The sequence below is a fragment of the Nostoc sp. DSM 114159 genome (assembly GCF_053470285.1).
The window spans coordinates 733441-747794 of sequence record NZ_JBPFEH010000001.1 but is presented as its reverse complement, the minus strand read 5'-3'; the positions used below and the strand labels follow the sequence as shown (position 1 = coordinate 747794).

The 14354-nt window shown below is 40.7% G+C and carries 13 protein-coding genes; 6 read left to right on the top strand and 7 right to left on the bottom strand.

The window, feature by feature from the left end; all coding sequences use genetic code 11:
• Window positions 1-66: 66 nt before the first annotated feature.
• Together ACR5KR_RS03015 and ACR5KR_RS03010 are read left to right on the top strand one after the other, a co-directional pair.
• Entirely contained in the window at window positions 67-498 is a 432-nt protein-coding gene (locus ACR5KR_RS03015; RefSeq protein WP_448265392.1) for a hypothetical protein, read from the top strand.
• Window positions 499-1004: 506 nt separating this feature from the next.
• A complete protein-coding gene (locus ACR5KR_RS03010; RefSeq protein ID WP_448265391.1) occupies window positions 1005-1565 on the top strand; it encodes an exonuclease domain-containing protein in 561 nt (186 codons plus the stop codon).
• Window positions 1566-1732: 167 nt separating this feature from the next.
• Here the strand turns inward: ACR5KR_RS03010 and ACR5KR_RS03005 are convergent, their stop codons facing one another.
• From ACR5KR_RS03005 to ACR5KR_RS02990, 4 genes are all read right to left on the bottom strand, one after another.
• Window positions 1733-3076 (bottom strand): hypothetical protein, encoded by a 1344-nt coding sequence (locus ACR5KR_RS03005; protein WP_448265390.1) that lies wholly within the window; start codon window positions 3074-3076, stop codon window positions 1733-1735.
• A 255-nt stretch (window positions 3077-3331) separates the two neighbouring features.
• Window positions 3332-4030 carry a hypothetical protein gene (locus tag ACR5KR_RS03000; protein WP_445627834.1) on the bottom strand — a complete coding sequence of 233 codons (699 nt, stop codon included), beginning with the start codon at window positions 4028-4030 and terminating at the stop codon, window positions 3332-3334.
• A gap of 1171 nt (window positions 4031-5201) precedes the next feature.
• Window positions 5202-5474 carry a GlsB/YeaQ/YmgE family stress response membrane protein gene (locus tag ACR5KR_RS02995; RefSeq protein ID WP_104909288.1) on the bottom strand — a complete coding sequence of 91 codons (273 nt, stop codon included), beginning with the start codon at window positions 5472-5474 and terminating at the stop codon, window positions 5202-5204.
• 372 nt (window positions 5475-5846) lie between these two features.
• Complete coding sequence (locus ACR5KR_RS02990) at window positions 5847-6347, bottom strand: DUF4174 domain-containing protein (protein WP_445627835.1); 501 nt, start codon at window positions 6345-6347, stop codon at window positions 5847-5849.
• A gap of 31 nt (window positions 6348-6378) precedes the next feature.
• On the opposite strand from ACR5KR_RS02990, the gene ACR5KR_RS02985 reads away from it, so the two are divergent.
• On the top strand, window positions 6379-6576 hold the full coding sequence (locus ACR5KR_RS02985; RefSeq protein ID WP_448265389.1) for a hypothetical protein: 198 nt from the start codon (window positions 6379-6381) through the stop codon (window positions 6574-6576).
• Between the two features lie 170 nt (window positions 6577-6746).
• Here ACR5KR_RS02985 and ACR5KR_RS02980 read toward each other — a convergent pair whose 3' ends face one another.
• On the bottom strand, window positions 6747-7727 hold the full coding sequence (locus ACR5KR_RS02980) for an aldo/keto reductase (RefSeq protein WP_448265388.1): 981 nt from the start codon (window positions 7725-7727) through the stop codon (window positions 6747-6749).
• A 509-nt stretch (window positions 7728-8236) separates the two neighbouring features.
• Between ACR5KR_RS02980 and ACR5KR_RS02975 the strand changes: the two genes are divergently transcribed.
• Window positions 8237-8419, top strand: a complete 183-nt coding sequence (locus tag ACR5KR_RS02975; RefSeq protein WP_322710478.1) for a hypothetical protein — start codon at window positions 8237-8239, stop codon at window positions 8417-8419.
• Between the two features lie 206 nt (window positions 8420-8625).
• On the opposite strand, the gene ACR5KR_RS02970 is transcribed toward ACR5KR_RS02975, so the two are convergent.
• The gene (locus tag ACR5KR_RS02970) at window positions 8626-8784 is read right to left on the bottom strand and encodes a hypothetical protein (RefSeq protein ID WP_445627838.1); all 159 of its coding nucleotides are present in this window, start codon (window positions 8782-8784) and stop codon (window positions 8626-8628) included.
• A gap of 571 nt (window positions 8785-9355) precedes the next feature.
• Between ACR5KR_RS02970 and ACR5KR_RS02965 the strand changes: the two genes are divergently transcribed.
• Together ACR5KR_RS02965 and ACR5KR_RS02960 are read left to right on the top strand one after the other, a co-directional pair.
• Window positions 9356-10639, top strand: a complete 1284-nt coding sequence (locus tag ACR5KR_RS02965) for an MFS transporter (protein ID WP_448265387.1) — start codon at window positions 9356-9358, stop codon at window positions 10637-10639.
• Between the two features lie 389 nt (window positions 10640-11028).
• Entirely contained in the window at window positions 11029-12129 is a 1101-nt protein-coding gene (locus ACR5KR_RS02960; RefSeq protein ID WP_448265386.1) for an alpha/beta fold hydrolase, read from the top strand.
• A gap of 302 nt (window positions 12130-12431) precedes the next feature.
• Here ACR5KR_RS02960 and ACR5KR_RS02955 read toward each other — a convergent pair whose 3' ends face one another.
• The gene (locus ACR5KR_RS02955; RefSeq protein WP_448265385.1) at window positions 12432-13958 is read right to left on the bottom strand and encodes a glycosyltransferase; all 1527 of its coding nucleotides are present in this window, start codon (window positions 13956-13958) and stop codon (window positions 12432-12434) included.
• Window positions 13959-14354 lie beyond the last annotated feature (396 nt).

Sequence of the window (14354 nt, the reverse complement as noted above, 5' to 3'; positions counted from 1 at the left end):
AAAATTTCCCTAATATCCAATCCCTTATTTATATATGGAGTGAACTCAATTTTAGATCCTCAATTAATGACAGAACGCATAGAATCCCTTAAGAGTGGAATCATTGGGGGATTATCTGTGTGTTTGGCTTTTGCAATCGCTAGTCTGTTGAATACTTTCGTACTGGCAAAGTATTTTCAGACACTTGTATGTCTGCAAAGCGATCTTAACTGGCGCTTGTTGGTGAGTGGTGCAGTTGCAACTTTTACTGGTTTCCTATTTGGTGTCACCTACCGCTATATCATCCGCTGCGATCGAAATCCTCAACTCAAAGCTGGTGGCGTGTTAGCTTTTGGCTTGGTACGCGGATTAACTCAGATAGAATTTGGGTGGAATCACAGCACAATTTGGCCTTTTTTGGTGTTAGCGGCAGAAAGTTTGTTATGGTTTGCGCTGGCTGCGATCGTTCTTGATCTCGCTATTCAATTCCTTTGGGTTAAACCTTTTTCATCAATCTAAATTTCTGTAGTCTTACAGCTACCTGTAAGCCTCTACAGGAGGTTGTGGTTCAAATAAATCAAAAAAGCTGTGAGCGTTACATTTTTGTAGTATAATTGTTACAATAGAATTACAAAAACCACATTCCGCAGGTGATTTGAAAATCTGGCTATTTTCCATAACCAAGATAGAGCAATGCTTTGAGGCATTTAACATTTATTCTGCATTCTGCGATCGCAACTGAGTTGAGCGTCAAAATGAAGCTTATTGATACTATTGTCAATAAACTTAGCATGTTTGACCTGAAATACTTCTATAACCCCCTATAGATAATAAAAAGCCTGAAGTGTTTGTACAAGTTGAGTTTTAGCCATTTTGTAAAAATTCGGATTTTGGCAAAAATACCTGCGGAGAGCAAAATTTTGAGTATATTTACTCATGCGGAATATGGGACAAAAGCAAGTGATTTTTTAAAAATATGTATAAATAATTACTAATTTAAATTACCTTTACTCTATTTACATAATATGAATAATAAAAGATCCCATTATTATCTGATAGTCGATTTGGAAGCTACGTGCTGTAACAGTAAAACTATTCCCCGTCACGAAATGGAAATTATCGAAATCGGTGCAGTGATGCTCAATCGAGCAACGTGGGAAATTGATTCAGAGTTTCAGCAATTTATCCAACCGGTGAGACATCCGCAACTGACAGGTTTTTGCACCGAATTGACTAGTATTCGGCAGCAAGATGTTGACGAAGCACCCAAGTTTTTAGAGGCAATTTCTCGTTTCAAAGAATGGATTGATTTGTTTCCCAACTATATTTTTTGTTCTTGGGGTAATTACGACAAAAACCAATTTATTCAAGATTGCGCGTTTCATAATTTTCCTTATCCTTTTACTTCAGAACATATAAATATCAAAGAGGAATTTTCTAAATATCTTGGTGTATCTAAAAAATTTGGCATGGCACAAGCTCTCAATGAGTTGGGGATAGAATTAAAAGGCACGCACCACCGTGGCATTGATGATGCCCGCAATATTGCAGCTATTTACAGACAGATGAAAAACAAAAAAAACTAAGCTTAAGCTAAAACGCTCTAACTCGAATGGCACGCTTGTAAAGCCCAAAGACTTATTGTATCCTCGTTCCCAGCCTCCAGGCTCTTAAACAGTTGGGGCAAGGGCTGTATCTTAACAAGCGTGCCATTTTGCTCTAACTCTTTGTTAAATCCCTTTATGTAAAATAATTACGAATGACGGATTTTTAAAGTTCGGTGTTTGTTACCGACTATCCATAGTAGAACAATTAGCAATACAAGCGCTTTGATCGTTGATGGCTCCACTACCTTCTTCACTTGCGTGGGGGTTTGAGGAGTAACATTACACGGAATCTCAACGATTTGTGTGTGATTAGAACCATTACCACTAGGAGTCAGATCGCATTCGCCTTTATTGGTGAGAGACAAAGGTACATTTTCTGGAGAAACAGGTGTAGGTGGTTGAGGAGATAGAGAAATAGGTGGTTGAGATGAAGAAACAGGTGGTTGAGCTGACGAACTATCGCCACTCAGTAGTAGAAGCAGAATTAAACCAAGACCCCCAACGCCAATTATTGGCCAAAGTGGAAAGGAATTAGAACTGTCTGGTACCAAGACATCTCCCGTAGAGCCAGGGAAAGCATCAAAAGCTATTGTTTCTCCATCCAAAGCTAGTGGATTGTCACTTAGCAAAGTATCTCCTGCGATATCTTCTCCTAAAAGCTGATTAAATTCCGCTGGAATCGCATTGTTGGGGCGTCCTAGTTCCCCACCTTCTTCAGAGTATGGAAAGGATAGTACTTCAAAAATCTTCTGTTGGAGTTGGTTCTGATCTCCAGAATTCAACGCATCCAAGCCTGTAGAGATTCTATTTAAATAAAAATTTGTCATCTCTGGCGAAAGACCTAGAGACTGAATCTGCTCTTGAATATTAGAAATTTTTGAGGCCTCTTCAAAAAGCAGTCGTCCGTATGACAATTTCAGGTCTAGTAATCCATTACGAAGGCTAACCGAGTCATTGACTCCTGAGTATGGTGCCCAGTAGAACTGCTTGGTTACAAGTCCGAGTCCTTCTACTGGATTGCGACCAAAAGATTGTCCAAGAAGGTATTGAGATCCATCCATGATTGCGGGAGATGCATTTCTCCAAAATGAGGCGTAAGGCACCGCAGAGAGATTGGGATTATTGCCGTAGAAGCTAGCGAAATTCTGGAAGTTTTTTTCCCCACCGGCTGCTCGGATCAGAAGGTTTTGATAACTAGTCCCATTGTTTAACTCCACTAATCGTTGGATTACCGATCCAGTTTTATTGCAGGTCAGACCAAATCCCACATCACATCCAGGAATGACTCGCATTTGGCTCAAATTCTGGTTATTAAGTTGGTACTGGAGATACTCAGACTCCAATCCTTGTTGGATGCCATAGCGTCCAACATTTAGCTGTGCAAAAGCAGACTGACATGTAGTGAGGACTACTGCAACAGATGAAAATGCGATCGCTGCAAAGCGAACTACTTTCGGCATCGCAATTCTTTGAACAATTGATCTAGACAAGATGCACCTCCACTAAACGACAGCTATTTAATTAGGGATTGGGCATGGGAAAGAGGACTTGGGGACAAGGGGAAAGATTTGTTGTAAGTTCTAAACTTTTGTCCCCTTGTTCCCTTATCTCCCCTGCCCCTCGGTCACTGAGCGTTGGTCATTGAGTTTCGACTGCGCTCAACTACCGCGTAGCCGAAATGAGTCGTTCGCGCAGCGTCTCGTAGAGAAGTGCTGCTCCCCTGCTCACTGCCCTACTTCCTCAATTCAACTCTTAGGTAAATAAATGTTGATCGTGATTCCCGTACCTTTAAGGTTTCCTGATGAGAGTGTGTGATATAAGACCATCGCCCGGTTTGGTTGGTCAAAAAGATACCCACGACGTGTAGGTTTGATCTTCCCTTCTTTGACCAAGGAAACGAAGGCTTGTAGATATCTACGTATACCTTGACGGTTCTCTTTAGTAGTATTCGTATGATGCTCAATCAGCATCATAAAGAAGTCCAAGCTACGATTTTCCTGACCTTGAATTAGACTGCCTTCATCTAGGAAAGAACTTGCTATGAGCCTGCTATTAACTTGTTTGACCTTAAATAAAGTAAAATAACGTCCCTCTTTTTTAGGATCGTTGGCATAACAGACCCAGGAACCCTCTTTATTTTGTGTAAAACCCTGTTCAGCAAGGTAAGAAAGCAAAGAATTACTTGTTTTAATTTGTGGTGGAGGTAATAAATCTTCAATGGGATCTAAAGAGCAAATCCTCTGTGTTGTTTTTTGTGGATAAACAGCAGGAGTCTGTTGGGTATTGACGCGAAAGGGCTGTGTTGTTTTCTGTGGATAAACAGCAGGAGTCTGTTGGGTATTGACGCGAAAGGGCTTGTCATCAGACATTGCCATGCTAGACATTGCAGCCAACGCAGATAATTGGAGAACGATCGCTCCAAACAAACGAACTATGATATTCATGTTTTTCCTGTTACTCTTAGTGACTTTGTGAATAATCGAATTTTTACTAGATCGATCTCGATCTAGCAGTCCTAAATTATTTGTTAAATTTAAGTGTTTGCCTGATTTGATCGAGGGTAGCTTAAGTTTTCACTAATCAAATAGGACTTTTATATATAGGTAACTAAGCACAAAGAGAATCAATATCTAAATAAAACACACAATGTTAATGTCTTGTTGACAAGACAAATTAAGCTTTTTGATATTTTTACATATACAAAAAACTCTTGACATTGCGTCAAAACTTTTCTATTTACTCTTGTCTAATTTTTTGCCATCTTAAGAAGGTTTTATGCCTTTCTCGCTGGCTATGATGATTCCTAAAAAAGAGCTTTAGTTAGCTCTTTAGTACCTTATATAAGCAGAGTTTAAAAAGCTCTGTGCTTTGCACGTTAGGGCTTTTGTTGATTTCCTGGGTAGGTTGAATAATTTTTTGTTTTTTGCAGGTAGCGCACCTAACTAGCTCTTTCAGCATGGTTACAAATTGATGTATAAATAATATCTCCCTGACAGTAAAATAATATTACCATGAGCTTAAGACATGCAACAGTATTGTGGACAGTTGTCAAAGTTGTACACTATGAATCGCAACTACCTCTTCATTAAATCTCATCGCAAATAGGTGAGAGGCAAGCTTAATCTATATTACACACTACTAGTATGAAATTATTAAATAATCGCAGTGTGTAAACTGATATTGTCATGTATTAAATAGAACTTTGTCTAAAGAAAATACGTATAAGAAATAGATTGCGATCGCTAACCCAAGTGTTTAATTACCCTACTAGGCGATGTTTATGATGGTCTACGCCTATGCACCAAACAAAGTTAAGTTAGATTAAAAGTATAAAATTTGCGATTTAGCACGCTATTGCTGTTGTTGCTACAGACCTTATAAGCCTGTAAGGCAGATATTTACGACTTCTCTAATACCAATTAAAAAAAATGTTTGCGACAGATAGGGCATCTAAAATAAAATCATAGCCTCAACATTATCAACCTGAATAATGTTGAGGCTATCAGCATAACAAGCGGCAAATTCTGTCAATAATTGTTGATAAATAGAACTTACGCATTGACAGGTAAGACAAAAAGTGCGTAAGTTCTAAAATAGTTAATTCAATTTAATTTATTACAAAGCACTGCGGCTAGTTAACGCATTCCACAAGAAGACTGCAACAATCGCACCCAGAACTGCTACTGCAATACCGGGAATACTCAAAGAGGGAGCAGCTAGAGCAAAGCTTCCTGTACTAAAGAATACACCCAAACTACCACCAATAAAAGCACCAACGATCCCTAATAAAATTGTTGCTAAAATTCCGCCGCCTTGATGACCTGGGTAGATAGCCTTTGCGATCGCACCAGCAATTAGACCTAAAACAATCCAAGCAAGAATATTCATTGTTTTTATTTGATAAACGTTTTTTAGTGACAAATACACAATAGCAATCCAAATATTGACATTCAATCTATCAACAGAAGCAATGATCGATAGCCTTGAGGATGAACGCTATTACTTCTGGTGATGAACTCTCTTAATTGAAATGGATAATAAAAAAGCTCCTAGTTGGTATAAAACCAGGAACTAATAAATTTATTGCTTGATAATTGCAGTATATACCTTTTTAATGATTTTTCTCATCTACTTGAAGAATTAAGCTCAGGTTTGAGGGCAGCTACTTTTGTAGGAACTTGTAGAATTCTAGCGTCATTCTAAATTCTGACTGCTGACTCCTGAATTCTGTTTGATAAGAAAACCAACTGCTTTACCAATTTATCGTTCTTGCATTTCTCGCTGACGCATCGGCATAGCGTCAATTTGCTCAAAAATTGCTGTCGGTTGCACTGGTGTAGATTCTTGGCGCTTAACACCACCATCTTTGCCGATCAAAATCACGCGAAAATTTTCTTTATTAACCCCAAAGCGATTTCGCAAATTGGCAGCAGAAGACTCATCTATTAACTGTCCGTTGGCATAGCTTTTATCTGTTGCCAAAACTTGAACAAGAACTAAATCTCGATCTTTAAAATCGTTTTGTTGCTGGTTAAATAACTGCATCTGTTGCTGATAGTTATGGTTATCAACAGATGGTGCAAAAAGTAGCAGCACTCGATTTTGCCATTTTTGGGAACTGAGGTTAAATGAAGACATTTTGATCGTATGGGTTGAACCTTGGACAGTACCGGCAATACTAACAGGCGATAGGGCTATAGATGCGGCGATCGTCAGAGCGATTAATACTGAGTTATTCACTTCGGGGCTTGTTAGGCTCATAATGACAATGACACGAACGAGGTTTGATGAAATGTCAAAAGCTTTTCCAGACTCTTCTCAACTACAACAGTGGCATCAAGGTATTGAAATGGCTAACCGCAATAACATTTTCTGTCATTGTCGTAGTTGCAGCCATGAATGGGTGGACTCTGTGATGGATGCAGTTTGTAGTAAATGCGGCAGCAAAGATATTGAACATATCTCGTGCTGGCAGTTTCCAGATGATTGAATTAGTATTCAAAGATATAGCCGATAAAATAGCGATGTCTACGACGGGCTGCGCCTACGCTACTTTTGACATTTCCTCTGAAAATTCTGGATGATTACTTTGTTAAGCTGCGGTAATATTTGCTTGTGCATCGAAAGCGGAATTTGAAAAAATACTCCATTTCAGATAGATTAACGGTTAACAGTACTCATGTCAGGATAGCGATCGCCAGCTGCGACATTTTTTGGTGCAACTGTTTCCAGTCGATGCAACTCTTGTTCAGTCAGGGTAATTTCGGTAGCTGCAATATTCTCCTCCAAGTAATTACGGCGTTTTGTACCAGGGATTGGGACAATATCTTCTCCTTGAGCAAGTAGCCATGCTAAAGCAAGCTGACTAGAAGTTACTCCTTTTTCGCTGGCGATCGCTTTGACTTGCTCTACTAATTGCAGGTTTTTATAAAAATTCTCACCTTGAAAGCGAGGAGAATTTCTTCGATAGTCATCAGGTGCAAGATCGTCAGGGCTAGCGATCGCACCTGATAAAAATCCTCTTCCTAATGGACTATAGGGAACAAACCCAATTCCTAATTCTCGCACGGTAGGTAAAATTTCATCCTCTGGCTCTCGGCTCCAAAGAGAGTATTCTGTTTGCAGTGCAGTAATCGGGTGAACTGCTACAGCTCGTCGAATTGTCGCTGGGGCAGCTTCCGAAAGCCCCAAATAACGCACTTTTCCCAGCTTGACTAACTCTGCCATTGCCCCGATAGTATCTTCAATGGGGACAGTTGGATCTACTCGATGTTGATAATAGAGGTCAATTACTTCCACTCCCAGACGTTTTAGCGAGGCATCGCAAGCTTGATGGACATATTCTGGTCTGCCATCAACCCCTTTAAAGCCACCATCTTCAGTACGGACATTACCAAATTTAGTTGCTAAAACTACTCGATCGCGGCGATCTTTAATTGCTCTGCCTACTAGTTGCTCGTTGGTAAACGGCCCATACATATCAGCAGTATCAAGAAAATTCACTCCGAGTTCTAATGCCCGATGAATTGTAGCGATCGCCTCAATTTCATCCCGACCGCTATAGAACTCAGACATTCCCATGCAACCAAGTCCGATAGTTGAAACTTCTAATCCAAGTTTCCCTAGCTTTCTGGTTCTCATAAAATAATTTCCTACTCAGTAATTGGTCTTAGAATATTACCCTTTTCAGGATTATCCCTTTCCTTTCCACCAAGTCATCTATTATTAGAAGTATTTACTGATAAAAGTAAGTTGATTTGCGGGTAATTAACATTCGATTTTACCAGCCGTGTGAAAAGAGCTTTCTAGTTTACGCACATTTATTATGTATTTTCTAGTCAATTACTAGCCAGTTGTAAAGAAGCGATGACCAAACGCTGTAAATTGGCTGCTGAGTTCTTTTACAGCTTTGGGTCAACTTAGGCGATTTGTGGTTGTTCTGTTCTGTTGATATCTCATTTAAACTGCAAAATATACAGTTGTAATGCCAATGAATATAGAATCGTCACTTCAAGTTCACTTTTAGCAAAAGTTCGTTAAGCACGCACAATAATGGTCGGTTGTTACATACACCAGTCTGATTGTGATTAGTCAGAATATAGTAGTGCGAGATATTGCACTCTTACAAAAGTTAAATTCAGAGGTAAACTATGTTTCCTTTTTGGGGTAATCCATGTTATGGAAGCGAACCCATTTCGCACAAAGCTAGCTTAGAGCGGAAATTAAAATTCTTGATTTGGCTACGAGATGATTTAGAGTCTAAACTGGCTGGTCTTAATGCTTCTATTGATACAGTTCGTCAGCAAATAGAACGTTCAAACTCATCTACTTAGAACTTGCTAATACAGCAATTCATCTCATCACCTATCTAATAAGCAAGTGATGAGATAAATTGCAAGTGAATTGACGACTACTAACCTAGTTAATTAATCAGTCCGTTGTAACTAATAATTGATTGCTGACCGACTCTTTTGGTTAAAGCAGCTATTAGTTATAGCGGACTGATATCTTGTGAAGCACCTGCTTCATCCAGGGAGTTTCAAATTTTAGAAATAGCAAAAATGCTTGAAATCGTAGGCATTCCCATCTCTGACACAAAAGTGCGTAACTCGATGGCTGCTTGCACTCCTCCAAAGCTACCAGCAAAGTAGCGAACAATACCAGCAGCAATCCTGTCGGTCAACAAACCAATAGACACATTTCCAGTTTTCCTTCGACCCAACCCAAAAAATCCAGCTTCAAATCAAATATCAATAACTTTAGGCGATGTCTACAACGATCTACGCCTATGCTTTAACTATTTTATTAGACATCTTGCAAAAGTAGCTTTTGCTTTCCGGTTGGAGAAAGGTTAAAGGTTACTGGGTTTGGGAAAATTCTATACCTTTACCCTTTAACCGTTCCCCTTTTCCCCGACAAATGCCAAGAAGTCTATTGTCAAGTCATCTCTGTGATTAATAGGTGTGAGTTTTGGGAAGGCATAATCTACACCGCTTGCCAATCACGCACCACTTCCAGGTTAACCTAGACCTGCCACTGACCCAGAACTCAGTAGCAGTCAGGTTCACCATTAAAAATTGGGATATTTTACAAAAATATTTTTCAACGGTGATTTAAGTACAACATTTGGGAACAATTTATGGAACTCAGATTTTTGTAGGTACTTAGGTAATTTCTAAGTATCTACAAAAAACAGATAAACCTGTTCAAAATGCAGCCTGAGTTTCCCTAAAAGGGAATAAATCACCAAACTGGCAATATCTATAAAAATGCTTAATTCGGAAATTCAGAAAGACCTTCGCCATAACTTTACTGTCAATGTTATTGAAAGTGGATTTTTTGGTTTTGGAAGTGGTTTTGCTTCATTTTTCACGATTATTCCACTATTTGTTAGTACTCTTACCGATTCTGCATTGCTTATCGGTCTGATTCCAGCTATTCCACGCTTAGGCTGGCAATTACCTCAGCTATTAACAGTTAGTAAAGTAGCTAGCCTACAGTGTTACAAACCAACTGTAATGTCGTTGACAATTCATCATAAGCTTCCTTTTTTGGGATTAGCACTGGTGGCTTTATTACAACTAGAACTCAATCACCAAACTATCTTACTGTTGACATTTGCCATACTCATTTGGCAAGGGCTAGGCGGTGGATTTAGCGCCACTGCTTGGCAAAGCATGATTGCTAAAATTGTTCCCTCCAGAAAGCTTGGTATTTTTTACGGTACTTTAGCAGCATCTGGTAATTTGATGAGTGTTTGTGGTGCTGCGATCGCAGGTTTACTGCTTAAGGAAATTGCTCAACCATTTAACTTTGCTCTGTGTTTTTTGTGTGCCAGTTTGGCAATGGCTCTATCTTGGTTTTTTATGTCTAGGACGCGAGAGCCAGTAAGTATCGCACCATCAGCCTTTGAAAGTAGAAGTGAATTTTGGGGCAGTCTAATTGTGATTCTCCGGCGCGATGAGAATTTCCGCTGCTTTGCGATCGCACGTATGATCTCACAGTTAGCACTGATGCCGCTTCCCTTTTATACACTCTATGGCGTACATCACTATGGGATGGAAGAAGCATCTATTGGGTTGATTACGACTCTATTGATGGTTACACAAACTATTGCTGGGTTAGTTTTGGGTTGGTTAGGCGATCGCACAGGTTGCAAGTTAATTTTACAAATTGGTTGTGTCGCTTGTGCATTCAGTTCGATTTTTGCTTGTTTAGCACCCAATGCAAACTGGTTTTACTTGGTATTTATAGGAGAAGGAATAGGTATGATGGCTCTGCAAAATATTGCTGCGGTAATGACCTTAGAGTTTGGCAACCAACATCAACGACCAGCCTATATTGGTCTTGGTAATACCCTTATTGCTCCTGCCACTATCCTTGCTCCCCTACTAGGTGGATGGATAGTGGAGAATATTGACTATAAAACTACCTTCTTGGTAGCAGCGATCGGTGCATTGGTTACAGCAGTGCTTTTGCATGTAGGAGTAAGCAATCCCCGCTATCTTGAAGAAAATTTTGGTAACGATTCAGTTAATGTTTTGCCTGAGTAGTAAGCATTTGATATTAATTCGTCATCCCTAATCCGAATGCGCTAGCGTGCTGTAGGCTCATACATAAAAGCAGAAGGGAGAGGGAATATTTTTGATTAATAGTTATTTTTGTCAATCTATAGGACTGATATTTGATTGGGTGAAAAAACTCAGTACACCCCTAAATCCCTTTTTCCCTGTTCCCTGTTAAGAGTTCCCTCCCTACGCAAATATGTTCATTAATCAAATCGGATTCCTATAGATTGTTTATCAACTAACCTAAACCCAGCATTTTTATCACTCCAACATTGTATAAATCACTCTTGGGAGTGAAAGTTGGACGATTCTAACTATGGTATGAAGCTAAAAGCAGTTAACAAAGCATTGCAAGGTTTAGGCTCATGATATTCATGCCTCATAATTTTCTACTTGTATGGCTGTTTCAACTGTTGTCCGTTGGGGTACTTGGCGGGGGAATCTACATTCTTTATGAATGGTACGAACGAGAACTTGTAGGAACGCCCTACTTGGTGGCTGGACTAGTAATGGTTCTGTGGACTTTTGGAGGTCGTTTTATCAGTTTGCCACTGCTGCGCCGTCCTGGAAAACAGGAACCTCATTTTATGCGTAGCAAAACCGTGCAGCGCTTGCCACGTCCAGATGGGAGCGTGTTGCAAGTAGAGTTTTTTGGCCCTGAAGATGGTCAACCAATTATCTTGTCACACGGTTGGGGACCAAACAGTACTATATGGTATTATGCCAAACGACAACTAAGCGATCGCTTCCGAGTCATTGTTTGGGATCTACCAGGGTTAGGAAAATCCGCTAAACCGAAAAACAACGATCATTCTATAGAAAAATATGCCCGTGACTTGGAAGCTGTTATTGCCATAGCAGGGGATAAACCTGTTATCTTGGTGGGACACAGCATGGGCGGCATGATTAACCTGACATTCTGTCGCCTGTTTCCAGAGCAATTAGGGAGCCGAGTGGCTGGCTTAATTCTTGTAGATACTACTTACACCAATCCGGTAAAAACTTGCATTTTTAGCAATCTGGTACGTAAATTGCAGAAACCCCTACTCGAACCTGTGTTGTACCTGACTATCGTGCTGTGGCCGATTTTTTGGTTGATGACTTGGCTCTCGTATTTGAATGGTTCGCTGTATATCACCGTTGAACTATCTGGATTTACGGGTACTGAAACACGCGGTCAACTAAGTTTTGCAGGTTTATTATCAGCATTGGGTTCGCCTGGTGTTCTGGCTCGTGGCACACTGGGAATGTTGAAGTTCGACGAAACAGACACACTTGCAACTATTAACGTTCCTGTGTTGGTAATGTGTGGGGCTTCAGATATAGCAACAAAACCTGTGGCGAGCGATCGCATGAAAGCAGAATTACCTTACTCTGAAAAAGTCACCCTAAAACCAGGTGGACACATGGCATTGATGGAGCAAAACCAGCAATTTTCTGAAGCAGTCAGCAGATTTTGCGCTGGCTGCTCATAGCTGCCTAAATCCCACATTTAGCATCCATCAAAAAATATTGCTCCAGGGTTGACATTTCGGTGTTTCGCGCAGTCTGTAGCAACTTCCGTCTTCCCTGCAAGAACTTCCGCCAAGACGTTTCGGTGTTTTGCGCAGTCTGTAGCAACTTCCGTCTTCCCTGCAAGAACTTCTGCCTTAACGTTTCGGTGTTTTGCGCAATCTGTAGCAACTTCCGCCTTGACGTTTCGGTGTTTCGCGCAGTCTGTAGCAACTTCTGCTTTCCCTGCAAAAACTTCTGCTTTGACCCCAGTTTTGCACTTTATTTAATCTACATTGCTTAGTACCTTTTGATTAGATCCAAAGTAGAGTTCGCTCAATTCTTCCAAAGAAACATCGGTCTGCGATTCTGGATTACGGAAGTAGGGATGGATAGGAAGGAGTTCAGCGCGAGGGCTTTTCGGTGAAGACAGAATTTGCTCAAGCAAAGACAGGTAGTTTTCACCAGTAGATTCCCAAGTGTACTTCTTCAGCACCCGTTGCTGACCAGCTTGGGCAAAATACTCCCACTCTTTAGCATCACATAGCAACCGCTCCAAGCCTCGTGCAATATCAGCAGGATCTTCCGGATCGACGAGTACCCCATATTCCTTATCTCCCTGTTGCAAGCTCTCGCTAGGGCCACCGTTCTTGGTTGCTACCACTGGTAAACCTGCGACTGCTGCTTCTAAGGGAGCAAGCCCAAAGGGTTCGTAGAGTGCAGTCAGCGCAAATACTGAGCGGCGTTTAACCATAAATCTATAGGTTGCTGCCAGTGACTCTTGAGATTGATGTAACAAGCCAAATGCACTGATTTTGCCCCACAAGTCGTTTTCTTTGACCGCTTCCCGAATCGGGGCTAATACTTCTTCAGTGATTTCGTCGCTAGCCTCTTCTCGTAAAGGATTGTCCAGCGCCCCTGTAATTATCACCAAGTTAGCTCGTTCTTGAAGTGTTGGACTGATTGCGAAAGCTTGCACTAGCCCCAATATGTTTTTTTTCAGTTCTAATCGACTGGATGCTAAGATGACGGGCAAATCTCGACGGTCTTCTGCAATGTCCCGTGCCAATCGTTCCTGAATGAACTCATAAGTAGCCTCCTCGTTTTCGAAACGCGCTTTTGCCCCAAAAATCGAGAAATCTGCTCCTGGTGGAATCACTGCAAAGCGGTTGTCGTCGTCTACATCCACTGCACCACTATAGACTCGATGAGAATACTGTTCAAAACGTTCTTGTCGTGTGCTGGTAATATTAACCGCCGAGCGATTCATGCTCAGGCGTTCGGCTAAAATGCGATATCTGAAATAGAATTGCTCGTCTATTTCTGTGAGATTTTCTGGAGTGACTTCTAATTTGTCAATCTTTTGAGCGCCGAGAGAATGAGCAGTAAAGGTAAAAGGTATGCCTGTCTCCTCTTCAATTAGAGCGCCACAAAGTCCTCCATCAGCGTAGTGAGCAGTCATAGCATCGGGTAAGCTACCTTCCTGTTGATAAAATTTCAAGATGTTGGGTACCCAATCAGCGACAAGATGAGGCCATAACAACTCTTTAGAGAGAAATTCTTTTGGCCCAGCTGGTAAGCGGATAATGCGAACATTATCGATCCCTTGATAAGTGTCAATCGCTTCGGCAAACTCTGGCCACTCCGGGTCAATAATTTGACGGGTGATAATATCAACTTTATGACCCATTTGAGCTATGGCTATAGCGACTTGCCTAACGTAAATTAGCTGACCCCCAAAATCTGGGTGTTTCGTGATGTGACTATTGCCTGAATCAAAATTGCCTTGAGGATTGAGAAATCCAATATGCATAGCCCACTTCCTAATACAGGTTAATTTCTACCAGAGATTTTTGCTTGAAGACGGCAGCATAATAGCTTAGTGAGCTTGTTAAAAACTCCCAAGGCTGAAAAACGCAAGCAGTGAAGCTGTAGATAAATAGCCAATTCACGCATTTATCCTAATGTTTAAGTTAATCGCTACTGCGGCTGGCGCATATATACCCGATGACATAAATAGCATGGTAACTTTCAAGAAACAAGGCAGGAAGTGAGTAGCAAGTGGTACGCCGTCGGCTGCGCTGCTCTTAAAAAATACAAGGGAAAATTACTTAATCTAGCGGATGCGTTATGAAAAGCTGACATCAGCTAGCTTGGAATTTGAAGTGTCAAGATAAATCTGACTCGCTAGGATAGGATTAGAAATTTA

What these genes read in the sequence shown, in the direction of transcription:
- ACR5KR_RS03015 (WP_448265392.1), top strand. Translation starts at nt 67, where the DNA reads ATGACAGAACGCATAGAATCCCTTAAGAGTGGAATCATTGGGGGATTA.
- ACR5KR_RS03010 (WP_448265391.1), top strand. Translation starts at nt 1,005, where the DNA reads ATGAATAATAAAAGATCCCATTATTATCTGATAGTCGATTTGGAAGCT.
- ACR5KR_RS03000 (WP_445627834.1), bottom strand. Translation starts at nt 4,030, where the DNA reads ATGAATATCATAGTTCGTTTGTTTGGAGCGATCGTTCTCCAATTATCT.
- ACR5KR_RS02995 (WP_104909288.1), bottom strand. Translation starts at nt 5,474, where the DNA reads ATGAATATTCTTGCTTGGATTGTTTTAGGTCTAATTGCTGGTGCGATC.
- ACR5KR_RS02990 (WP_445627835.1), bottom strand. Translation starts at nt 6,347, where the DNA reads ATGAGCCTAACAAGCCCCGAAGTGAATAACTCAGTATTAATCGCTCTG.
- ACR5KR_RS02985 (WP_448265389.1), top strand. Translation starts at nt 6,379, where the DNA reads ATGTCAAAAGCTTTTCCAGACTCTTCTCAACTACAACAGTGGCATCAA.
- ACR5KR_RS02980 (WP_448265388.1), bottom strand. Translation starts at nt 7,727, where the DNA reads ATGAGAACCAGAAAGCTAGGGAAACTTGGATTAGAAGTTTCAACTATC.
- ACR5KR_RS02975 (WP_322710478.1), top strand. Translation starts at nt 8,237, where the DNA reads ATGTTTCCTTTTTGGGGTAATCCATGTTATGGAAGCGAACCCATTTCG.
- ACR5KR_RS02965 (WP_448265387.1), top strand. Translation starts at nt 9,356, where the DNA reads ATGCTTAATTCGGAAATTCAGAAAGACCTTCGCCATAACTTTACTGTC.
- ACR5KR_RS02960 (WP_448265386.1), top strand. Translation starts at nt 11,029, where the DNA reads ATGCCTCATAATTTTCTACTTGTATGGCTGTTTCAACTGTTGTCCGTT.
- ACR5KR_RS02955 (WP_448265385.1), bottom strand. Translation starts at nt 13,958, where the DNA reads ATGCATATTGGATTTCTCAATCCTCAAGGCAATTTTGATTCAGGCAAT.